This is a genomic window from Ureibacillus suwonensis (assembly GCF_042655065.1).
In the GTDB taxonomy this organism is placed as follows: Bacteria; Bacillota; Bacilli; order Bacillales_A; family Planococcaceae; genus Ureibacillus; species Ureibacillus suwonensis.
The window spans coordinates 1-23,151 of sequence record NZ_JBHSNQ010000074.1 but is presented as its reverse complement, the minus strand read 5'-3'; the positions used below and the strand labels follow the sequence as shown (position 1 = coordinate 23,151).

The 23,151-nt window shown below is 41.2% G+C and carries 24 protein-coding genes; 22 read left to right on the top strand and 2 right to left on the bottom strand.

The features are described from left to right. The first annotated feature begins 4 nt into the window (after positions 1-4). Both ACFPOH_RS08605 and ACFPOH_RS08600 read left to right on the top strand, forming a co-directional pair. Positions 5-1,324 carry an MFS transporter gene (locus tag ACFPOH_RS08605; RefSeq protein ID WP_342468674.1) on the top strand — a complete coding sequence of 440 codons (1,320 nt, stop codon included), beginning with the start codon at positions 5-7 and terminating at the stop codon, positions 1,322-1,324. Positions 1,325-1,343: 19 nt separating this feature from the next. Further along, positions 1,344-2,327: an ornithine cyclodeaminase family protein gene (locus tag ACFPOH_RS08600; RefSeq protein WP_390309413.1), complete on the top strand. Its 984-nt coding sequence runs from the start codon at positions 1,344-1,346 to the stop codon at positions 2,325-2,327. Positions 2,328-2,409: 82 nt separating this feature from the next. Here the strand turns inward: ACFPOH_RS08600 and ACFPOH_RS08595 are convergent, their stop codons facing one another. Next, positions 2,410-2,931, bottom strand: a complete 522-nt coding sequence (locus tag ACFPOH_RS08595; protein ID WP_342468676.1) for an antibiotic biosynthesis monooxygenase family protein — start codon at positions 2,929-2,931, stop codon at positions 2,410-2,412. A gap of 308 nt (positions 2,932-3,239) precedes the next feature. On the opposite strand from ACFPOH_RS08595, the gene hemE reads away from it, so the two are divergent. The 8 genes from hemE (at position 3,240) to ACFPOH_RS08555 (ending at position 11,076) form a co-directional block, all read left to right on the top strand. After that, positions 3,240-4,295, top strand: coding sequence for a uroporphyrinogen decarboxylase (gene hemE / locus ACFPOH_RS08590; RefSeq protein ID WP_342471255.1), 1,056 nt, complete (start codon positions 3,240-3,242; stop codon positions 4,293-4,295). A 26-nt stretch (positions 4,296-4,321) separates the two neighbouring features. Next, positions 4,322-5,254, top strand: coding sequence for a ferrochelatase (gene hemH / locus ACFPOH_RS08585; RefSeq protein WP_390309412.1), 933 nt, complete (start codon positions 4,322-4,324; stop codon positions 5,252-5,254). A 12-nt stretch (positions 5,255-5,266) separates the two neighbouring features. After that, positions 5,267-6,682, top strand: coding sequence for a protoporphyrinogen oxidase (gene hemY / locus ACFPOH_RS08580; RefSeq protein WP_390309417.1), 1,416 nt, complete (start codon positions 5,267-5,269; stop codon positions 6,680-6,682). Between the two features lie 444 nt (positions 6,683-7,126). Next, positions 7,127-8,083, top strand: a complete 957-nt coding sequence (locus ACFPOH_RS08575; protein ID WP_342581779.1) for a YncE family protein — start codon at positions 7,127-7,129, stop codon at positions 8,081-8,083. A gap of 2 nt (positions 8,084-8,085) precedes the next feature. Continuing rightward, positions 8,086-8,763 carry a response regulator transcription factor gene (locus ACFPOH_RS08570; protein WP_342581778.1) on the top strand — a complete coding sequence of 226 codons (678 nt, stop codon included), beginning with the start codon at positions 8,086-8,088 and terminating at the stop codon, positions 8,761-8,763. A gap of 101 nt (positions 8,764-8,864) precedes the next feature. After that, complete coding sequence (locus tag ACFPOH_RS08565) at positions 8,865-10,145, top strand: sensor histidine kinase (RefSeq protein ID WP_342468680.1); 1,281 nt, start codon at positions 8,865-8,867, stop codon at positions 10,143-10,145. Position 10,146: 1 nt separating this feature from the next. Next, a complete protein-coding gene (locus ACFPOH_RS08560) occupies positions 10,147-10,668 on the top strand; it encodes a FixH family protein (protein ID WP_390309411.1) in 522 nt (173 codons plus the stop codon). A gap of 246 nt (positions 10,669-10,914) precedes the next feature. Beyond that, complete coding sequence (locus ACFPOH_RS08555; RefSeq protein ID WP_390309409.1) at positions 10,915-11,076, top strand: hypothetical protein; 162 nt, start codon at positions 10,915-10,917, stop codon at positions 11,074-11,076. 293 nt (positions 11,077-11,369) lie between these two features. Here the strand turns inward: ACFPOH_RS08555 and yhfH are convergent, their stop codons facing one another. Further along, the gene (gene yhfH, locus ACFPOH_RS08550) at positions 11,370-11,495 is read right to left on the bottom strand and encodes a protein YhfH (RefSeq protein ID WP_342468683.1); all 126 of its coding nucleotides are present in this window, start codon (positions 11,493-11,495) and stop codon (positions 11,370-11,372) included. Positions 11,496-11,728: 233 nt separating this feature from the next. Here yhfH and ACFPOH_RS08545 point away from each other — a divergent pair, with 233 nt between their 5' ends. From ACFPOH_RS08545 to ACFPOH_RS08490, 12 genes are all read left to right on the top strand, one after another. Next, on the top strand, positions 11,729-12,433 hold the full coding sequence (locus tag ACFPOH_RS08545) for a response regulator transcription factor (protein ID WP_342468684.1): 705 nt from the start codon (positions 11,729-11,731) through the stop codon (positions 12,431-12,433). A gap of 2 nt (positions 12,434-12,435) precedes the next feature. Further along, positions 12,436-13,413 (top strand): sensor histidine kinase, encoded by a 978-nt coding sequence (locus tag ACFPOH_RS08540; protein ID WP_390309408.1) that lies wholly within the window; start codon positions 12,436-12,438, stop codon positions 13,411-13,413. Positions 13,414-13,463: 50 nt separating this feature from the next. After that, a complete protein-coding gene (locus ACFPOH_RS08535) occupies positions 13,464-14,237 on the top strand; it encodes an ABC transporter ATP-binding protein (RefSeq protein WP_342468686.1) in 774 nt (257 codons plus the stop codon). Next, positions 14,209-16,140 carry an ABC transporter permease gene (locus ACFPOH_RS08530; RefSeq protein ID WP_342468687.1) on the top strand — a complete coding sequence of 644 codons (1,932 nt, stop codon included), beginning with the start codon at positions 14,209-14,211 and terminating at the stop codon, positions 16,138-16,140. Before ACFPOH_RS08535 ends, ACFPOH_RS08530 begins: the two co-directional genes overlap by 29 nt. 189 nt (positions 16,141-16,329) lie before the next feature. Further along, on the top strand, positions 16,330-16,797 hold the full coding sequence (locus ACFPOH_RS08525) for an S-ribosylhomocysteine lyase (protein ID WP_342468688.1): 468 nt from the start codon (positions 16,330-16,332) through the stop codon (positions 16,795-16,797). Between the two features lie 172 nt (positions 16,798-16,969). Then, a complete protein-coding gene (locus ACFPOH_RS08520) occupies positions 16,970-18,196 on the top strand; it encodes an EAL and HDOD domain-containing protein (protein WP_342581775.1) in 1,227 nt (408 codons plus the stop codon). A gap of 293 nt (positions 18,197-18,489) precedes the next feature. Then, positions 18,490-18,822, top strand: coding sequence for a cytochrome c551 (gene cccB / locus ACFPOH_RS08515; protein ID WP_390309407.1), 333 nt, complete (start codon positions 18,490-18,492; stop codon positions 18,820-18,822). A gap of 129 nt (positions 18,823-18,951) precedes the next feature. Beyond that, positions 18,952-19,890: an HPr(Ser) kinase/phosphatase gene (gene hprK, locus ACFPOH_RS08510; RefSeq protein WP_342468691.1), complete on the top strand. Its 939-nt coding sequence runs from the start codon at positions 18,952-18,954 to the stop codon at positions 19,888-19,890. A 33-nt stretch (positions 19,891-19,923) separates the two neighbouring features. Continuing rightward, positions 19,924-20,742: a prolipoprotein diacylglyceryl transferase gene (gene lgt, locus ACFPOH_RS08505; protein WP_342468692.1), complete on the top strand. Its 819-nt coding sequence runs from the start codon at positions 19,924-19,926 to the stop codon at positions 20,740-20,742. 15 nt (positions 20,743-20,757) lie between these two features. Continuing rightward, positions 20,758-21,702 carry a nucleoside recognition domain-containing protein gene (locus ACFPOH_RS08500; protein ID WP_390309406.1) on the top strand — a complete coding sequence of 315 codons (945 nt, stop codon included), beginning with the start codon at positions 20,758-20,760 and terminating at the stop codon, positions 21,700-21,702. Then, positions 21,699-22,334, top strand: coding sequence for a pyrophosphatase PpaX (gene ppaX / locus ACFPOH_RS08495; protein ID WP_390309405.1), 636 nt, complete (start codon positions 21,699-21,701; stop codon positions 22,332-22,334). Before ACFPOH_RS08500 ends, ppaX begins: the two co-directional genes overlap by 4 nt. Before the next feature lies 1 nt (position 22,335). Then, complete coding sequence (locus ACFPOH_RS08490; RefSeq protein WP_342468695.1) at positions 22,336-22,875, top strand: acyltransferase; 540 nt, start codon at positions 22,336-22,338, stop codon at positions 22,873-22,875. Positions 22,876-23,151: the final 276 nt, after the last annotated feature.

Genomic DNA, 23,151 nt, shown 5'->3' with positions numbered 1-23,151 from the left:
TCCAATGGGCGGAAAAAATGATATGACAAAAGTTTGGATTGCCAGTTTGGTAGGGAGCTCCATTGAATGGTTCGACTACTTTCTTTATGGAACGGTAGCCGGACTTGTATTCTATCAAGTGTTCTTTGTTGCGGATGATCCGACGGTGGGGTTGTTGCTGTCTTATGCTTCTTTGGCTCTCGCGTTTTTTATTCGGCCGTTTGGAGGCATCCTTTTTGGGTATATTGGCGATAAGATTGGCAGAAAACGGACGCTTGTATTAACTTTGACCATCATGGGGGTTGCGACCGTATTGATGGGGTTGTTGCCCACATATCAGGCAATCGGCGTGGCTGCACCGATTATCCTGATCATTTTGCGGTTGGTACAAGGTTTGGGAATCGGCGGTGAGTGGGGAGGGGCAGTGCTGCTTGCCGTTGAATTTTCTCCAAAAGAAAAAAGGGGTTTCTACGGTGCCTTCCCGCAAATGGGAGTCACAGTCGGGATGTTTTTAGGTTCGGGCGCATTATCGTTCATCACGTCCATTGTTTCTCCTGAAAGTTTTGTGGCATGGGGATGGCGGATTCCATTCATTTTGAGTGCAATTTTAGTGATTTTTGGTCTTTGGATCCGCAAAGGGCTGGATGAAACACCTTCATTCAAAAGAATTCAGGAAACCGGGGAAGTGACGAGACTTCCTTTTGTAGACATATTTAAAACCCAATGGAAAGAAGTGCTCATTGCAGTCGGAGGAAAAGTGGTTGAAACGGCGCCGTTTTACATCTTTTCTACATTCATTGTTTCGTATGGTACGAACAACCTTGGATTCAAAAGTTCCCAAGTGTTGATTTCCATCATGGTTTCCACCATTGTGACAACGATTCTCATGCCGTTTATGGGCAGGTTATCGGATAAAATTGGCCGCAAAAAGGTGTACATTGCCGGAGTGATCGGAATGATCCTATATGCTTTTCCGTATTTCTGGCTGCTCGAACAAAGAAATTTCGCCGCGCTCCTTATTGCAACGGTTTTGGGATTGGGGATAATCTGGGCTCCGATTACGGCGGTGCTCGGTACAATGTTTTCGGAAATATTTGATGCAAAAGTGCGCTACACAGGGGTATCATTGGGCTATCAAATCGGTGCGGCCGTTGCGGGAGGAACAGCTCCTTTGATTGCAACATGGCTGTTGGTCCAATTCAATGACTCTTATGTTCCCGTTGCGCTTTATATCGTTTTGACGGCCATCATCTCACTGATTGCGGTATTCACTGTCAAAGACAAGAGCAATCAAGAGTTGGATGAATTCAAAAACACGGAAGAAAGAACTTTGCAAAGAGTATAGAAAACGGAGAGGACAGCCATTGATTCTATTAAATGAAGAACAAATCAAACGTTTTTACAAAATGGAAGATGCCTTAAAAGATGTGGAACAAATGTTGATGGCAAAGCAAAAAGACAAAGTGCTTGCCCCGATTAGAACAGTGATTGATTTTACTGAAAAGAATGCTTCTTCCCTTTATATGCCAAGTGCCGATTTGGAAGATCAAATTGCCGCAGTAAAAGTCGTCACGATTTTCCCGGACAATCCCGGGAAAGGCTTGCCGACAACCCAGGGCATCCTGCTTCTTTCAAGCACTGAAAACGGTGAGCACTTGGCGGTGATGAACGCTTCATATCTCACAAGTCTTCGCACTGGCGCGATGACAGGGCTTGCCACGATGAAACTGGCGAACATTGATGCAAAATCGCTGACGGTGATTGGCACGGGAAGAATGGCCTTTGAGCAAGTTCTCGGGGTACTTTCGGTAAGAAAAATCGAAAGCATTTATTTGTATAATCGAACGAAAGAAAAAGCGCATCGTTTCAAGCAACAATTGATTGATCATGGTGTCACTGCATTCTTGGAAGTGGTCGATGATGTGAATGAGGCCGTCAGTTCATCAGACATTGTTTGTTGTGCGACAAATGCAAAAAGCCCCGTGTTTGATGGAAACTATTTAAAACCCGGTGTCCACGTAAACGGGGTCGGCTCTTATTTGCCCCATATGCTGGAAGTCGATCGGACAACGATAAGAAAAGCTTCGAAAATTGTGGTGGATGATGTGGAAGGCGTCAAAGAAGAAGCGGGGGAATTGATTGATGCCCACAAAAGCGGGGAGTGGTCTTTTTCCAACTTGCATGGGGAACTTGCCCAGTTGGTGAGCGGAAAAATTGCACCGAGGGAACATGAGGAAGAAATCACTTTTTTCAAATCCGTCGGGGCTTCTTATTATGATCTTGCCGTTGCAAAGGGTGTGTACAAAAAAGCGGTTGAACTTCATCTTGGCATATCATTTGAGATGTAATTGAAAAATTTGCCCCAGGGCGGATGGAGGAAATTTTATAATTTTCTCATCCGCCCTTTTCATCCTTTGCCCGGGGGACAGATCAGCTTTCATTCTCTTCCCCTTCTTTTTGTTTCGCGCCGGAGTAAGTGGAGATGTACGTTGCTGCATTAAAGATATTGTCTTTTTTTACACCCACTGAAAAGTTTTCGAGTTCCTGGGCGATTGGGTCGTATTTTTTCCATATGTCATATGAGCGTTTATCTTTCCATTGAAGGAGAATAATATAGGTTTCCGATTTTTTCGGACGAAGCAGTCGCATGGCGGTCAACCCCGTTTGATCCTTCATTCCTTTCAAACGCTGAACGATGTTTTTTTCAAATACCGGGCGTCCTTCATCAGATACCGGAATATGGTAGAAAGTGAAGTAACCTGCCTGTTGCAGTTCGTTCATCCCATCCACAACTTCATATTTTCTGGGTGTTTGAAAAACGGTCTTGCCCGCTGTTTCATGAAGCAACAGGGTTTGGTTTGCGCCATACAAAATCAACATTTTTTCATGTTCATATTTTTTATGCAATTTTTCCATAAAAGTGGGAGTTCCGGTCGTCATGTAAAAATTCATTTTTGATTCCTCCTTGAATGAAAAAGAAAACTCCTGCTCAATTTTCTTTGCCTTAATTTTGTCAAATATTCAGTAAGAAAAATAGGCTATTAAAAGAACAATTTTATGACATTTGTCAGAGAAAGCTATACAATGTTAAAGGAACAGTATATATTGAAGGGTATCAGTGATTTAGTAGATTATTTACAAGGTTATAGTTATTATAATTAATTGTAGCAATTTTTAGCGATGAAATTCCTTGTAAGATTGAAATCGATTTCATTGCACTTTTCGTCAACGATTATTTTTGAGGGGAAGGTTAATTGAACATGAGGCTAATTAATGACACTTTAATCAGAGCAGCAAGAGGAGAAAGAACGGAATATACTCCAGTATGGTACATGCGGCAAGCGGGGCGTTCCCAGCCGGAGTACCGGAAAATAAAAGAGAAATATTCGTTGGAAGAAATTACGAAGCAGCCGGAACTTTGCGCTTATGTGACAAGACTTCCTGTGGAACAATATAACGTGGATGCGGCAATTCTTTACAAAGACATTGTGACGCCTTTGCCTAGCATCGGTGTTGATGTGAAAATTCAAGCCGGCATTGGACCAGTGATCTCCAATCCGATCCGACGTGTGGAAGATGTGGAAAAGTTGGGCGAATTTTATCCAAAAGAGCATACACCATACGTGCTTGAAACAATCAGACTTTTAACGGAAGAACAGTTGGATGTGCCATTGATCGGATTTACCGGCGCTCCATTTACGTTGGCCAGCTATATGATTGAAGGCGGTCCATCGAAAAATTACAGCAAAACGAAATCTTTCATGGTTTCCGATCCAAAAGCATGGTTTAAATTGATGGATAAGCTGGCAGACATGATTATTGCGGATATTACTGCACAGGTGGAAGCAGGTGCGAGTGCCATTCAAGTGTTTGACTCCTGGGTTGGCGCGTTGAATGTTGAAGATTACCGGGTGTTTATCAAACCGGTGATGACACGGATTTTTGCGGAATTGAGAAATCAAAATGTCCCTGTGATCCTATTTGGTGTTGGCGCAAGCCATTTAATTTTGGAATGGAATGACTTGCCAATTGATGTGATCGGATTAGATTGGCGCATGCCGATCCGAAAAGCCCGTGAAATGGGAATCGAAAAAGCGGTTCAAGGAAACTTGGATCCTTCCATCCTATTGGGGGATTGGTCTGTCATTGAACGAAGAGCGAAAGATATTATCGATCAAGGATTGGAAGTGCCGGGACACATTTTCAACTTGGGTCACGGAGTATTCCCTGACGTCAATCCGGATGTATTAAAACGGTTAACGGCATTAATTCATGATTATAGTCGTGAACGAATTGCAAAACTAACGAATGAGTAACAAAAAAATTGTTTGAGGTGAAAACATTGAAACCAGTACACGGTCTGTTAGTGATGGCTTATGGAACGCCATACAAAGAAGAAGACATCGAAAGATATTACACACATATTCGTCATGGGAGAAGACCTTCTCAGGAACATATAGATGATTTGAAAGCGCGTTATAAAGCGATTGGTGGAATTTCTCCTCTTGCGGAAATGACCAAAAAACAGGCGGAGGCCCTTGTCAACCGTTTAAATGAAGTCCAGGATGAAGTGGAATATCAATTGTATATCGGATTAAAACATATTGAACCATTTATTGAAGATGCCGTTGAACAAATGGTGAAAGACGGAATACAAGAAGCGGTTTCCATTGTATTGGCACCTCACTTCTCGACTTTTTCCATTCAATCCTACAATGGAAGAGCGAAAGAAGCTGCCGAAAAATTGGGCGGCACTTTGAAAATCACTTCTGTGGAAGCATGGTATGATGAACCGAAATTCATCGACTATTGGGCAAAAGCGATTCTTGCAGAATTCGATAAAATGACTGAAGAAGAACGGGAAAAAGCTTGCGTGATTGTTTCAAACCACTCATTGCCTGAAAAGATCAAAAAATTGGGCGACCCATATGAAGAACAATTAATTGAAACTGCCCGTTTGATTCAAGAAACAACAGGTCTTCCAAATGTCGAAATCGGATGGCAATCAGCCGGGCAAACACCGGAACCATGGCTTGGACCGGATGTGCAGGATTTGACAAGAGAACTTTATGAGAAAAAAGGATACCGTTCATTTGTATATGCTCCTGTCGGATTTGTGACAGAGCATTTGGAAGTTTTATACGATAACGATATTGAATGTAAAGCTGTGTGCGATGAATTGGGAGCAGGCTACTATCGCCCACCAATGCCAAATACTCATCCATTGTTTATTGATGCGATGATTGATGCCATTTTTAAAAAGTTAGAGAAATGATAGAAAGTGATGATGAGGGTGACGAATCGAAAAAAAATTGCTGTCATTGGCGGTGGTATTACAGGGTTGACTGCAGCGTTTTATTTAGAAAAGTGTGCACGGGATCATCATTTGCCTTTAGATGTGGTGTTGATTGAATCTTCGTTAAGATTGGGCGGCAAAATCCAAACATTGCGAAAAGATGGATTTATTATCGAACGGGGTCCGGAATCTTTTATCGATCATGAAAACAGCATGGCGGAGTTAGCAAAACATTTAGGAATAGAAGAGGCAGTAGTGAACAACAAAAAAGGTCAAACTTATGTGGCTGTCGGTGGACATCTGTACCCTATTCCAAATGGTATTTTGTTTGGAGGATCACCTATTGTCCCCTCATTATTGACAACCGGGATTGTATCATTAAGTGGAAAGTTTCGCGCTGCAGGAGATTTAGTATTACCTAAAACCAGGGAAGACAAGGATGAACCGATTGGGGACTTTTTCCGACGCCGCTTTGGAAAAGAAGTGGTAGAAAATTTGGTTGAACCGCTGCTTGCAGGAACTTTTGCCGGAGATATCGACCGGTTGAGCATCCAATCGATGTTTCCGGAAATTTACGAATTGGAAAAACAATATCGCAGCTTGATTTATGGAATGAAAAAGACGCACTTTTCCTTCTTAAGTAATCAAATGAAAGGTTATCAAACTTTTAAAAACGGTTTGGAAACTTTAGTGGAAAAATTGGAAGAACAATTGCCGTCCAAAACGGTGTTAAAAGGTGTAAGAGTGGAATCCATCGATAAATTGCAGGATGGTACGTTCCAAATTTATTTCAATAATATTTCCCCGATCAAATGCCACGCGGTGATCGTGACGACTTCATTGAATGAAGCGAAAAATATGTTCAACCATTATGGCATTTTCGATGAAATTCAAGATATGAATTATGCGACAATCGCTACTGTAACGATGGCGTTTGAAAAGGTAAATTGCCAAAATTATGATGATGCGATCAGCTTCTATTTTGCACGGAACAACGATATTTCCATCACGACATGCACTTGGAGCAATCATAAATGGGAGAATGTGGCGCCTGAAGGATATGATTTGCTCAGAACGTATATTGGCCGTGTGGGGGACGAGGCCATCGTGGAATTGTCGGATGCGGACATTGAAAAAACGGTGCTTCATGACCTGGAAAAATCGCTAGGAATCAATCAAAAACCGGTGTTCACCATCGTTTCCCGCTGGAAGCAATCGATGCCTCAATACACAGTGGGTCATGAAAATCGTTTGGAAAAAATGAGGGAAATTCTGAAAAAAGATTTCCCGCATGTGAAATTGGCTGGAAGTTCTTATGAAGGAATCAGTGTGCCGGATTGTGTGCTGCAGGGAAGACAGGCGGCGGAAGAAATAACGGCTGAATTGTTTCAGGAACAATTGGTTTAAGGGCGTTTTGATTCTTTATAATCGCCAGTTAACAAATTCATATCTCGGATCAATAGCTGCTTTCGATGGTCAATGCCACCTTCGAAGCAGCTTTTTTCGTAAAAGCTTTAGTAAGAGGAGTGTTTATCCGAGTAAAAGAGGGAGTTATCCGAGCAAGAGAAGGAGTTATCCGAGCAAGAGGGATGCGTATCCGAGCAAGAGAGGGTGTCATCCGAGCAAGAGGAATGCGTATCCGAGCGAGAGAGGGAGTTATCCGAGCAAACCAGATGTTTATCCGAGCAAGAAGGACCATCCCAACACATAATATTTGCTCTAAGTAATATCAATCATTACAAAATCAATGAAAAATCCCCTAACGATGTTTAAAAATTTGAAACGATTGTCAAATTTATTTCATCGAAACTTCACACTTTTTCACTACACTATAGAATTAGGGGTGATTGCTTGAAAAAATGGACAGCATTATTATTTTTATGCATTATTTGGATCTTGCAAGGCTGTAATGATGAGCATTTCACATCGATCAATCAGCATCAATCCTTTGTTGCATCCGTAAATATACTGGAGCCTTCCATCGATTTTTTTGATTCGAAAGGGGAACGGATTGCCACATGGGAGTTCGATAAAGCGTATACGGGCGCAACGTTGATTCCTTACGATCGCATCGTGCTTTACGGGCATGAATTGAACGAAGTGGATATATATGAACTGTCCACCGGAAAATTGATACAATCCATAGAAACGGGTACCGGAACAACGAACGCCTATTACGATGAAGAAGAAAATGTGCTTTTCATTACAAATAGCAAAAAGAATACTGTTGCCAGTTTTAATGAACATGGCAAAAAGCTGGGGGAAATCCGCCTGAAAGATTACCCGATGTCAATGGATAGTCACCAAGGAAAGTTATATGTCGTCAACTACAAATCCCCTGTACTATCCGTTGTTGATATAAAATCCATGGCTCTCATTGATGAATGGCCAATCGATAAATCCTCGACCGGTCTATTGGTTGTGGAGGAAACCGATACACTTTGGGTAGGAGGGCATGGTGCCGGAAGCCATCCAAATCAGAAAGTGAAAGTGCTCGATTTGCAAACTGGCCAGTTGGTTCAGGAAATCCAAGCATCACATATGCCTGTCGGGTTTACAAAAAATGGAGAGGTCGTTTATATCACCAACCATGGTTCCAATGAATTGTACGCATGCGACGTGAATGGAAACGTGTTATGGAGCAAAGAAGTGGGGGCAAACCCGTTTTCTGTCGCTGCATTTAAAGATATGATTATTGTTGCTGGATTTGACGATAATCAAATCTATTTTCTGGAAGAAGATGGGAAAGTGTTACATAAAAATCCGACCAAATCCGGGCCGTTCCAGTTGCTGGTAAGGGAGGTTTGAAAATGCCAACCGTATTGATCATAGACGATGAACAAGATATGAGAAATCTAATCGAATTGATGCTTTCAAAATCCGACTTTCAAACCATTGCAGTTGAAAGCGGTGAAGAAGCTTATCCGTTCATTGAAAGAAAAGAAGTGGATATCGTCCTTTTGGATGTCATGATGCCGAAAGAAGACGGTTTTACAGTATGCGAAAAGATCCGGAAAATCTCTTCCGTTCCAATCATTTTTTTGACCGCAAGAGATGACAATGAGGACAAAGTGAAAGGGTTGACCATCGGGGGCGATGATTACATCGTAAAACCTTTCACCTCCAGTGAATTGATTGCCAGAATACAAGCCGTTCTCAGAAGAACAGGAGTCAATAAGCAACAGTTCCTTGAACGGGGAGTCATCAAACTGGATGAAGCTTCCCGCAAAGTGTATGTAAACAATCAAAAAGTCACATTGACACTTAAGGAATTCGATTTGCTTCAACTATTTATGAAAAATCCAAACACCGTTTTTTCCCGCGAGCAATTGTTGGAGAAAATTTGGGAAATGGATTATGACGGTGGCACAAGAACGGTGGACACCCACATCAAAACATTGCGGCTAAAATTGGGGAAAATTTCGAAGGAGGCAAGCGACTACATCCAAACTGTTTGGGGGATTGGTTATCGCTTTGATCAAGTATGAGAAAGCTTTCAACGAAAATATGGGTATTAATAATCGTTTATCTGATATTGACCATTGCATTTATGTACATTTTCGCGGATTTTCTATATGAAAAATTTTATGTGGAAGATACAAAAAGCGAAATGGTGGAAATCGGCGAAAACCTCCAATCCATGTATACCGGGGGAAAAGTGACCGATGGATATGTGGAAATGGTGGAGGAATTTAATCAGTATTCCACCTACAATGTGTTTGCTGTCCGCAACCCTCGTGAACTGAGCGCATGTGTTCCTTTCGAAATCGATTACAATACATTGATTGGTCCGGATGAGCGGCGGGTTTTGTTAAATGGTGAAAACGTGACAAAAATCGGCTATGAAGAGCGGTTCAACCGTGAAGTCGTATCGGTCATTTTGCCGCTTGTGGATCAAAACCGGTTGGAAGGAATTATCTATCTTTATTATCCTTTAGCAAAAATTACTGAATTAGCTAAAACGGAAGTGGCTATATTTATAGGTGGAGGGATTCTTTTTGCCCTTGTCATCGCCGTTTTTGTTTATCAGAGCCTGAAGCGGATCATGCGCCCGCTGAACGATTTGCAAAAAGCGGTAGAACAAATGACGGAAGGGGATTATAGCACGAGGGTAAAGGTTACATCAAAAGATGAAATCGGCATGCTGTCGGAAGCATTTAACCACATGGCCGAATCCATTCAGCAGGAAGATGAAAAGCAAAAAACCTTCCTGGCGACCGTATCCCATGAATTGCGTACGCCGATCAGCTATATCAAAGGATACAGCGAGGCGATCCAAAATCAGCTTCTTGACGGGAAAGAGCGCGAGGAAGCGTTGGAGTTGATTCATCGGGAAGCGATCCGAATGGAACGGTTAACAAATGAATTGCTGCAACTAGTCCGGAAACAACAGGAAGAAATTGAGATGCTTCCAATCGTCCTTTCGGAAACCATCCGTGAATCGGTGAAACTGTTGGAAGGACAAGCGAACAAAAAGAATATTCGCATCGTGCAAAACTTGGATGAAAATTGTATTGTCCAAGGGGATGAAGAGAAGCTGAAACAGATTTTCATTAACGTGATTGAAAATGCCATTCGCTATTCGAATGAAAACGCGAAAATCACGGTTCACAGTTATCAATCAGATCATCGTGCGATCATTGAGATACAGGATGAAGGAATTGGTATTCCTGAAGAGGATCTCCCTCATATCACCGAAAGATTTTACCGGGTCAATAAGGCGAGAAGCCGCATAGACGGTGGAGCCGGTTTGGGATTATCAATCGTGAAACAGTTGGTGAAGCAGCACGATGGGGCACTTGCAATTAAGAGTGTTGTGGGTGAAGGAACGCTTGTTACCATATCATTACCTTTAATGGAGGAAGATTAACATGAAAAAATGGATTATTTCTTTGTTGGCTGTACCCATTTTGTTGGTTGGATGCAATACAAATGAGAAACAATCGGAAGTGGATACAAATGAGGAACCAGTTGACGTTTCCGCATTGGAAGTGAAAGTGGATATTTTGACTCCTGATGAAGTGAAAGTGGGCGAACCGGTGGAACTGGCTGCCCATGTGACACAGAACAATGAAAACGTGGAAGATGCGGATTCCGTGGAATTCGAAGTATGGGAATCCGGGTTGCGCGAACAAGGAGCCATGATTAAAGCGGAACATGCGGGAGATGGCGTGTATAAAGCCGAATTTACGTTCAACCATGATGGCGTGTATTATATGTATGCCCATACAACAGCAAGAGGCTTGCACGTGATGCCGAAAAAACAAATCGTTGCAGGAAATCCGGATATGAGCAAAGTGCTTCCGGAACAAGATACATCCAAAGAAGACACGGAACAAATGCAGCATGATCACAGTCAGGATGAACATGAAGATTCCCATGAAAACCATTAAGATGAAGAATAGTTTTAACTGGTTCAGATAATAAGAAAAGGCTGGAAAGATATACACATCTGAAATGAAAAAGCCTGTGAAATTTTACATTTCGTAAAAATTTCACAGGTTATCTTTTTTGGGGATAATTTATGGAATAGAACCGAAACTGCGCGACCCCATACCCATCCATTCCTTTTTCGTTACGCTTCTTGATAAATTCTATACTGAATTTGATTCTAGAAAAAAATTGATGGAAAAAATTATGTGTTAAAGGATGGTATCATTGTTTTAGATGTCAGATCTTATCTTGCAGGCAGTGGTATAGCACCATTATCAATTACTTCCCGGTATGAAACAAAACCATTTTTAGGCAGTCCGAAAATATTGTCAGAACAAGTCATCATAAATGCAGGAAAAGATAAATGATTGTCAACTTATTAAGCAGTACAGACCATAAAAGTTTGTGCTGTTTCTTTTTTGTGAAATAAACATGAATCATGAATGACTGTTAAAATCAAAAGCTGAAAAAATAAACGGCTTAAGTTCTCCGAAATTGAAAACTTAAGCCGTCAAACATTTTACTATGACAAAAAACAGTGAATAAGTTTTTATATCTGCGACAGTTTGTTGAGCGATTTAATTTAATGTTAAGCGATTTAATATTAAGTTCATTTCATAGGTCAGGAGCGCATTACTGTTATATTATGCAACGATTATGATTAATGTGTGCTGCATTTGTCACATGTATTTGTGTAGCATTCACTTTGTTCTTCAATTTTTTCGCCGCATTTAACACAGATTTTTTCAGGCAAGTTTCTGAAGAACTCAACGATATTTTCTAACATGAGGGGACCTCCTTGTGGACTAACTGTTTTATAATACCTGTTTGTATTTGTAATTGTATTATAACAGTTTGGATTCGTCAATAGGAATTTGCCCATTTATAAAAGTAACCTGTGACATTTTTGTGAAATAATATGAGGAAATTAACAAAATGGAACGGAAAGAGGCCATTAAATGACCGTAGCCCATTTTTTGATAAAATAGAATTAGATGTTTCCGTTAGGGGGGAAGGAGATTGGAAAGTACGCGAATTTATATCATAGAAGATGATTATAAAATCGCTTCGTTACTGGCTGAAATGTTAAAAAAATATCAATATGAAGTGGAAATCGTCAAAAACTTTGATGAGATTATAGAAGAATGCCTTGCATTTTCACCGCATCTCATATTGCTTGATATAAACCTGCCTTCTTATGATGGCTATTACTGGTGCAGACAATTGAGACAATATACAAAATGTCCGATCATCTTCATTTCTGCCCGTTCCGGGGAAATGGACCAGGTTTTCGCATTGGAGAATGGCGGAGATGATTTTATTACAAAACCATTCAACTATGAAATCGTATTGGCAAAAATCAAAAGCCACTTAAGAAGAACTTACGGGGAATATTCATCAAGACAAGAAGAACGGACTGTTCAATTGGGGCAATTGACGCTTTATTTGGAACGGATGGAGCTGCATGTAAAAAATGAGGAAATTCCATTACAAAAAAAGGAGTGTGCCATTTTAAACCTGCTCATGAGGGAGTCACCGAAAGTGGTGTCCAGAGAGAAATTGCTGGAAGAGCTATGGGATGACCAGGCCTTTGTTGATGAAAACACATTAAATGTAAACATGACCCGCGTCCGGAAAAAACTTGCCGAATATGGTGTCCAATCCGCCATTGAAACGGTTCGCGGCGCCGGTTATCGATTCGTTTTACATCCGGAGGAAAAATAGGTATGGGATTAAAACTATTCTTGAAAGAAAACATCTTCTTTATCATTTTCCAGTTGCTCGTCGATCTTTTTATTTTGTCGTTGTACTGGCTGGACGGCTTCCGTAATTTGGATACGGCTGTCTATTCCATCGTGATCAGCATGGTTCTGATTGTTTCCTTTCTTGCCGTACGTTATACGCTGCGGAGAAATTTTTTAAATAAAATATCCAATTTGCCTGTTTCGATGGATGATGCCCTTCAAAAAAATGCGAAAACAGCGGAGCACCTTCAAACAGAGGCATATTTGCAGGAATTGTATCGGCATTATCAACATGAAGTGCAAAACCTTTATGCAAAACAAAACAGACAGGAAAAGTTTTTGAATCAATGGATCCACCAAATGAAAACTCCCATTTCTGTTATAGAACTGTTGCTGCAGGAAGAGGAGATCGATAAATCGAGCATCCAGGAAGAAGTCGACCGGTTGAAACGGGGCATTGAAATGGTTTTGATGAGTGCCCGGATTGAAAAATTTGAAGAGGATATGCAGATTGAGCAGGTGAACTTAAAAGAGATTGTCACTGCAACAATCAACGACAATAAGCGTTTATTTATTACAAATCATGTATTCCCGATGATCGACATTGACGAAAACATAACCGTTGCAACGGATTCCAAATGGCTGAAGTTTATGCTCGGTCAATTCATTACGAACGCCGTGAAATATACCTTTGAACCAAATAAAAAAGTAAAAATTTATGTGGAAAAAGATGGGACAAAAACGGTTTTATGTGTGCAGGATGAAGGGATCGGCATTCCAAAATCCGATTTATCCCGGGTGACCAAACCGTTCTTTACTGGTGAAAATGGCCGGAGAACGGGGGAATCCACCGGTATGGGATTGTTTTTGGCGAAGGAAATTTGCGGGAAATTGGGCCATGAACTTGTGATTGAATCGGAAGTTGGAAAAGGAACAATCGTCAAAGTGGTTTTTTCATGAATGGAAGCAAGAATGATTGGAAGATTAATTGCTAAAAAGAGGGAACTTTTATGCCAATTTTACAAGTAGTGGATGTTACAAAAGTATATGAAGGAAAGGTTACGAACCGCGCATTGAATCAGTTGAGTTTTGATGTGGAAAAAGGCGAATTTCTGGCGGTCATGGGGCCCAGCGGAAGCGGGAAAACAACTTTGCTGAATATCATTTCAACGATTGATAAGCCGACATCGGGCGAAATCATTTTTAATGGCACAAAGCCGCATCTTTTTAACAAAACGGAGCTTGCTTATTTCCGCAGAAGGGAACTTGGATTTATCTTCCAGGATTTTAACCTGCTTCCGATGTTGACGGTCGAAGAAAATATCGTATTGCCCCTTACGCTGGACAATCAGCCTGTTGCATTGATGAAAGAGCGCGTAAAAGAGCTGACAGAAAAGTTGGGATTGTCCAGTGTCCTAAATAAAAGACCGGATGAATTATCCGGCGGCCAAGCACAACGGGTGGCGATTGCAAGAGCCCTCATTCATAAACCGTCCATTATTTTGGCCGATGAACCGACAGGGAATCTTGACTCCCACAACTCAAGAGAAGTGCTTGAACTGTTAAGCAAAATCAACAAAGAAAGAAATGCAACCATCATCATGGTCACCCATGACCCGATTGCCGCAAGTTTCTGTGACCGGGTGCTTTTTATCAAAGACGGTGAATATTTTAATGAAATTTACCGGGATGACCGAAGACAAACGTTTTTCCAACGCATACTAAACGTCTTGAGCCTGTTGGGGGGAAGAGTCGGTGACCTTTCATCAATTCGCTTACCGTAACGTGATCCGCAATTTCCGGATCTATGCGGCCTTTTTTATGGCCAGTTTCTTTTCCGTCTTTGTGTTTTTCATCTATTCGATGCTGATGTTTCATCCGGAAATCGACGACGGGTATTTGGGAAAAGTGCCGATTGGCGGGTTGGTATTTGCGGAAATGATTTTGGTTCTGTTTTCATGGTTCTTTATTTTTTATTCCATGAAAGCATTTTTGGAGTCGAGGGCGAAGGAGTTTGCCATTTTGCTCCATTTGGGCATGGAGAAACGGCAGCTCAGCAAGCTGATCTTTTTGGAAACGATGATTATCGGAAGTCTGTCCATTGCTTGCGGCATCCTGTTTGGCTACGCCTTTACGAAATTTTTCTTTATGATTGTACGGGAAATTTTGATGCTGGAACAGCTGCCCCTATATTTGAAATGGGAGCCTTTCGTTTTGACGATCGCTGTATATTTCAGCGCCTTTGTCATCATCTCCATCATCAGTGTCAACTTTTCCCCGGAGAGAAAGATTATTGATTTATTGAAATGGTATCAATCTTCCAATATTGACGATCAATATTCCAAAAAGCGTGCCATTTTGGCAATCGTGTTATTGGGAATTTCATATGTTTTGGCGTTGCTTACGAATCGGGTGAACTTTTATCCATTTGTCGTATTATTGCCGATTCTCATCACGATTGGAACTTATTTGTTCTTCACAGATGCGATCCAATGGTTCGTCCGGTTTATGAAAAGCAGAAAAAACTTTTATTGGAAAAAATCGCGAATGTTGTCCATTGCGGAACATACGGTGATTTTGAAAAACAACGGGAAAGTGTATTTTGTGGTGACGATGGTTTCGGCAGCGGCTTTTCTATGCATCGGGCTGCTTGCGGCTTTGTCTTCCTACACGTCCCAATACGACAAATTCAATCCATTGGGGTTGATATACAAAGGGCATATCGATAATCCTTATGAAAAACAGCATATAACATCCATTGTGAACGAATTGGAAGAGAAGGGGCTTTCCTATCATATGGCCCGTTTTGAAGTGAAAAAACAAACCTCTTCTTTTACGAATTACGAGGTGGAAGTGTTTAAAGAATCGGATATCAACAGTTTGCTGTTTTCCTATGGGTATCCGATGGTGCAGCTGGACAGTGGGGAAGGGATGTTTATTCCTTATTCGGAAGAATCGATTAAAAAGCTGTCCAGAAGAACGGTGAATACCGTATTGAAGGAAAATGACCTGCCAATTACCATCGACCAGGTGTATCCAAAATTGATTTTCCCAAGTTCCATTGTCAGTCCAAACTCGATCATTATCAGCGATGAAGATTTTTCCCGCTTGAAAAATCCGTATAACGGCTATCCGCGGGTGGAGCCGGGATATCATTTGTTCGCTTTTGATATTCCCCAATGGCTGGAAGCGCAGGATGTGGGATTGTCCATCTATCAGCAGGTGTTGAAAGAATATAGCAAAAAACAGTATCAGCTGCCTTTTTATTTTGAAAATGCGGGGTTGAATTATTCCTATGTTTTATCGATGTATTCGCTGTTCACCCTGGCAGGATTGTTGGTTGCCGGAGTGTTTTTGCTGGCGGCCGGAAGTTTCATCTATTTTAAAATCCATACAAATTTGGACTCGGAAAAACGGAAATTCGACGTGTTGAAGCGGATGGGCATAACCGACAGCGAAATTAAGAAACTCGTGACAACCCAATTATTCCCGCAGTTTTTCTTGCCCTGGGGAGTGGCGATGGTCCATAGTTTGTTCGCTTTCTTAGCTTTGCAAAACATTTTAAAAGACATTGCCAATATCTCGATTGTAAAGGAAATTATATTCGCTTTTTCTTTCCTGATTTTATTGCAAGTGATTTATTTTTACTTGATCCGCTGGCGATTTATTGCCCATGTGAAAAATTAAGCGATGGATTGCGGCAAGTTCCGGTATGGCATTGAAACAATCTGCCAATCGCACCTATTGAGATGCGTGAGGCCGAAAAAGTTTGGAAATGGCCGATTGAAGGCCGGTTTCATAGAAAAGTGACAGAATAAAGGGAAAGCAGTACAATGAATTTATTGAAAACGCTATTTGAGAAAAGAGGGAAGTACGATGAAAAAAATGAATGTGGAAAGTTTCAATTTGGATCATACAAAAGTGAGTGCGCCATATGTGCGTTTAGCGGGCGTGATTGAAGGAAAAAATGGGGATGTGGTGCGGAAATACGATCTCCGTTTTAAACAGCCGAATAAAGATCACATGGAAATGCCGGCACTCCATTCCCTTGAACATTTAATGGCTGAAAATATCCGCAATCATACAAATCAAGTGGTGGATTTAAGTCCGATGGGATGCCAAACCGGATTTTACCTCACAATGATCAATCACGATAATTATGAAGAAGTGCTGGACATTTTGGAAAAAACCCTGAACGATGTGTTGAATGCGACAGAAGTTCCCGCATGTAATGAAGTGCAATGCGGCTGGGCGGCAAACCACAGCTTGGAAGGGGCAAAACAATTGGCCAAAGAAATGTTGGAAAAACGGAATGAATGGTCAAACATTTTTCAAGAAGAATAAACATTTCGGAAGTATCATCTTTTCGGATGATACTTTTTTTAAACCTAATAAGACCAATTTCCCTCGGATTTAACTGGTAAATTTTAGTACTTTGAAGTGATTTTATAATTTACTATAATTGGATATTATTGAAATAGTTACTAATTTTTTGAAGTGAAGTGAGGCCATCGATGTGGAAGTATTTGTAGGACGGCAGCCAATTTTTAATCGGAATGAAGAGGTCGTTGCTTATGAATTATTATATAGAAATAATGAGGCCAACCGTTTTGAGAAAGTGGATTCAGATAGTGCAACCATGCAAGTATTGAAAAATTCAGTGTTTTCGATTGGCATGGAAGAACTGACGAATGGATTGCCCGGATTTGTGAATTTTACGGAAAGATTATTGATGAGTGACATTTTTGATATCATCGATCCTGCCACATTTGTCATTGAAATATTGGAAAATGTTCCGATTACACAAAAATTGATCGATCGGATTATCGAGTTGAAAAAACGGGGTTTTACGATTGTATTGGATGATTTTGTTTTGCAGCAAAATATAGAAGATTATAACCTCATGTTCCCGCACATCGACATTATCAAAATTGATTTTTTAAGCACTTCAAAAAATGAAAAATCGCTGATTGAAGAACGGGTAAGAAATCACTTTCCACGCATCCGGTTGTTGGCGGAGAAAGTCGAAAACCGCAGTCAATTTGAAGAAGCGAAGGCGGCAAATTATTCATTATTCCAAGGCTATTTTTTTGAGCAGCCACAGATTATCAAAACGACGGATATCCCATTAAACACCCTGAATTTTTTCCAATTGATGTGCATTTTGAAGAAAGAGAATCCTGACATCAAAGAACTTGCCGAAAAAATTGAACAAAATGTGACACTCACATATAAGTTGCTCCGGCTGATCAACAATATTTCCGGAAAGCAATTAAAAGTGCGTTCCATTCAGGAGGCCATCACGATGTTTGGCTGGATGGAGCTTAAAAAATTTCTGTATTTATTGGCCGTTCATGAAGAGCGGCTGGAAGAGACGTCGGATGTTGAAATCGAATTGATGAGAACGTCCATATTGCGTGCAAAAGCATGTGAAATGTTGGCAAGAAAAAAGAATAAAGAAAATTATCCGGAGTATTATTTTGTCGGCATGTTTTCACTGATTGATGCCATCTTGCACAGACCGATTCAAGCCATTGTACAACAATTGCCGTTTTCGAAAAAGGTCATTGAAACGATTTGCGGAAAGGAAACGGAAATGACAATTTATTTACAATTAAGCACGGCCCTTTCGAAACTTGATTTGGATCTGGCGGCGAAATTGGCAAAAGAATTGGGCATCGGAACGAAGGAATTATGGTATATATACAGAACCGCTTTAGATTATTCGAAAAAATCTTTTTGACGAACCGTTCAAAGTTGCGCGAATAGGATTCAATTCTTTGTCCACAATATTAATTACTGAACCTTCGAAGACAATTGAATAAGACAAAAATTATATCAAAATAATTTTATTCGTTTGTGAACGGTCTTTCACAAAGAATTCACAAAGATGAAACAATTGCCGAAAGCGTTGAAAATATTGGCTTTTGCCTTGTTTTCTAAGCTTTGGTGAAAAGACCAAATGTTTCTTTCTTCAATCATTTTGATATAATGAACTTGTATTGCAAATTTTTATTACTTGGAGGGGTTCAAGAAATGAAAAAAGCATGGTTAGCACTACTATTAGGGTCCGCGCTTGTACTTGGAGCTTGTGGTGGCGGAGACGACACTGCTGACGGAGGTTCAAACGGCGACACTACTGCAGATGCAAGCAAAGGCGAAGAGCTAGTTAAGAAAAACTGTACTTCTTGCCATGGTGGAAATTTGGAAGGTATGGGCAATACGCCTGCATTAAATGACGTTGGTTCAAGATTATCTGAAGAAGAAATCTTAGATGTCATCAACAACGGTAAAAATGCCATGCCTAAAGGTTTGCTTTCAGGTGAAGATGCTGAAGTTGCTGCTGCTTGGTTGGCACAACAAAAATAATGAAAAATTAAAAGCGTTTACATTGGAAAAAAATTAGGGGACGTTGCAAGTGCGTCTCCTTTTTTATTTTGGTTAAGTATACTATAATGCTAAAATAAATACATATGAGAAAAAAGGTGGGAGAGTGGAATGGCACAAGTTACAACAAAAGATGTAATGGAAAAATTTGATTTAAAGCTTGTCAGCGGTCATGAAGGGATCGGCCGGTATATTACAACAAGCGATATTTCAAGGCCTGGATTGGAGATGGCCGGGTATTTTACCCATTATCCTGCAGACCGCGTGCAACTGATTGGAAGAACCGAGTTATCTTTTTTTGAAATGCTCCCTCCGGATTTGAAAAGAGAACGAATGATGAAATTGTGCTCACAGGAAACGCCGGCAATTATCATTTCAAGAAATATGGAAGTGCCGCAGGAATTGATCGATGCTTCCAATCACAACAATGTGCCTGTACTTGTCACTTCCATGAAAACGACAAGATTCTCGAGCAGGCTGACAAACTTTCTGGAAAGTAAACTGGCTCCATCTACGGCCATTCATGGCGTATTGGTGGATGTTTATGGAATCGGTGTATTGATTATCGGAAAAAGCGGTGTAGGGAAAAGTGAAACCGCTCTGGAGTTAATTAAGAAGGGCCATCGTTTGGTCGCGGACGATTGTGTGGAAATACGCCAGGAAGCCGAGAATTTATTGATTGGAAGTCCGCCGCCATTATTGGAGCATTTACTGGAAATTCGGGGAATCGGCATCATCAACATCATGACTTTGTTCGGCGCAAGCGCTGTTCGTCCATATAAACGCATTACATTGATCGTGGAGCTGGAAACCTGGGATCCAAATAAAACATACGACCGTTTGGGCCTGGATGAAGAAAAAATGAAAATCATTGATACGGAAATAACAAAATTGACGATTCCGGTACGGCCAGGACGAAATGTTTCCGTAATTATTGAAGTGGCAGCGATGAACTATCGTTTGAAAAAAATCGGCATCAATCCTGCATTGGAATTTTCTAGAAGGTTGGACGAGGTCATTGCAATGCATGATGAAATAGATGAATATTAATTATGGGAGATTATGGTGTTGGGAGGAGTTCATATGGATACGATTTTGTTAGCAATTGATCCGGTTGCCATAAGCATTGGTCCACTCACTGTCCGGTGGTATGGCATTATCATTGTCACAGGCATCATCCTCGGGTATATCGTTGCCCAGGCTGAGGGGAAAAAGCGCGGATTACCTGAAGATTTTTTTGGTGATTTGTTGTTGTGGGCGGTGCCGATTTCAATCCTTTGCGCCCGCCTTTACTATGTCATCATGAAATGGGATTATTACGGTGCAAACCCTGGGAAAATCATTGAAATTTGGAATGGCGGGATTGCCATCCACGGGGCATTGATTGGTGCGATCACGACCGCGTATATTTTCTGTCGTGTGAGAAAAGTGAGCTTTTTAAAGGTTGCGGATATTGCGGCTCCAAGCATATTGATTGGCCAAATCATCGGTCGCTGGGGAAATTTCATGAATCAAGAAGCTTATGGAGGTCCTGTATCCCGTGAGTTTCTTGAAAATTTATTTTTGCCGGATTGGCTGATAGAACAAATGTACATCCATGATTTGGGTACATATGTTCATCCGACTTTCCTCTATGAATCCGCATGGAATTTTGTCGGGCTCATCATTTTACTGTTGTTCAGAAAAGCCAATTTGCAACGTGGTGAAATTTTCTTTTCCTATTTAATTTGGTATTCCATTGGCCGGTTTTTTATCGAAGCTCTGCGAACAGACAGTTTGTATTTGGTTGGGGATTTGCGCTCAGCCCAAGTCGTTTCGATCACATTGATCATCGTCGGTTTTGTTTCGATATTCTATCGCCGGTGGAAGGTTCGGCCAGTCGTTCGTTATCTAGATAAATAGAAAGGAAAATGGGAAATGTCTACGTTAAAAAAGGGGTTCATCGCAGGCGGCCAAACCGCTTGGTCATTAAGCAAAGTCATTTTTCCGATTACATTTATTGTTACGATTTTACAATTTACACCGGTTCTGCCTTGGCTTATCCATATCATTGAACCGTTGATGGGGATACTCGGATTGAGCGGGGAGGCGGCAATTCCGCTTGTTCTTGGAAATTTCCTGAACTTGTATGCAGCCATTGCGGGGATTTTGTCCGTTGATCTTACCGTAAAAGAAGTGTTTATTCTTGCGGTGATGCTTTCCTTCTCCCACAATATGTTTATCGAAACGGGCGTCGCCTTGAAAGTGGGGGTAAAGCTTTGGGTGGTACTCGCGGTGCGCTTTGGATTGGCGATCCTTTCCGCCATTGTGATCCGTTTTGTTTGGAACGGCGGTGGAGAGATGGCCCATTATGGATTGGTTCCTACCCAAACTCCGGATCCGAACGGCTGGGGGGAAATTTTATTTTTGGGACTTGAAAAAGCGTGTTACGGAATTTTGCAATTGTTGATCATTGTAATTCCTTTGATGATCATCGTGCAATTTTTGCGCGACTATCATTTCTTGGATAAATTATCGAATGCATTGGCTCCGGTGACGAAAGTGATTGGCGTAAAGCCAAACGCTGCCATGACATTGGTTGCCGGTTTAGTCATCGGCTTGGCTTACGGGGCAGGTGTGATGATTCAATCTGTCAAAGAGGATGGCGTGAGCAAAAAAGACGCTACGTTATGTTTCATCTTCTTGGTCGCTTGCCATGCGGTGATTGAGGATACGCTCATCTTCGCGCCGTTGGGGGTACCAATTTTATATTTGTTGTTGATTCGACTGATTACAGCATTTGTTTTGACAATCATTGTGGCTTACATTTGGAATAGGGCAGACCTGAAGGCATTAAACAAGGAAGTGGCACAAACAGAATGAAAGCTTTACTATTTGATTTCGATGGAACATTATTAAATACAAATGAATTAATTATCCGGACATTTATGCATGTATTAAACGACAAATTTCCTGGGCAATATTCGCCGCAAGATTGCATCAAATTCATTGGTCCGTCATTAAAAGAGACATTTGAACAAATTACGCCAAATGAAGTCGATGAAATGATCGCGAAATATCGCGAGTGGAACCATGCCTATCACGACCAATATGTGAAAGAATTTGACGGTGTGAATGAAACGTTGGAACAATTGAAACAGGAAGGACATAAATTAGCCATCGTTTCCACGAAAAAAAAGGAAACGATTGAACGAGGTCTCAAATTGATGAAAGCGGAGCATTATTTTGATTTTTGGATCGGCTTGGAAGATGTAAGCAGGGTAAAACCGGATCCGGAGCCGGTCTTGTTGGCATTGGACCGCTTGAAAGTGCCGAAAGAAAAAGCTTTAATGATCGGGGATAATTATCACGATATTTTGGCGGGAAAAAATGCGGGTGTTAAAACTGCCGGAGTGGCTTGGTCAATCAAAGGGGAGGATTATTTGAGACAGTTCCAGCCGGATTATATGTTGCATCACATGTCCGACTTACTAACGATCGTGAAGGGGTTGTAATATGCGGAGAACTGAAAGGTACCAGGTTCAAGGAGGCGCCAACTCTTTATGGCATGTTTATAAAACCGTATCTTTTTGGAAGGTTGTCAAATGCTTTATCTTTATTCAAATCGGCCGGATCACGCCATTTATGGGATTGAAAAATTGGATTTATCGCACCTTTTTGAAAATGAAAATCGGGAAGAAAACGTCCCTTGCATTGATGGTCATGCCTGATACGATGTTCCCGGAGCGCATAACCATCGGCGACAATACCATTATTGGGTACAATACGACGATTTTGGCTCATGAGTATTTGATCGATGAGTACCGCTTGGGTGATGTGAAAATCGGGAATGAAGTGATGGTTGGTGCAAATTCAACGATTTTGCCGGGAGTGGAAATCGGTGATGGCGCGATTGTTTCGGCAGCGACTTTGGTGAATAAAGATGTTCCTGCCGGAGCAATGGTGGGAGGAAACCCGATGCGCATCATTTACACGGCGGAAGAAATGGCGGAACGGAAAAAGAAAAGACAAATGAAGGGGGATGGGGCTGTATAGAAAGAAGTGCTTTCTAAACAGCCTTTTTCGTATATTGGATGGTTTGCGGATATCCTTCTTTCGTAAAGTCTAAAGTTTACGATTGGCGGATAAGTTCGCGAATTTGGCGGATATTAGGTTGGAAATGACGGATTCTTGCACAAGATTGTCGGATATCCTTCTTTCGTAAAGCCAAATTGTTAGGCTTGGCGGATAAGTTCGTGAATTTGGCGGATATTAGGTTGGATATGGCGGATTCTTGCACAAGATTGGCGGATATCCTTCTTTCGTAAAGCC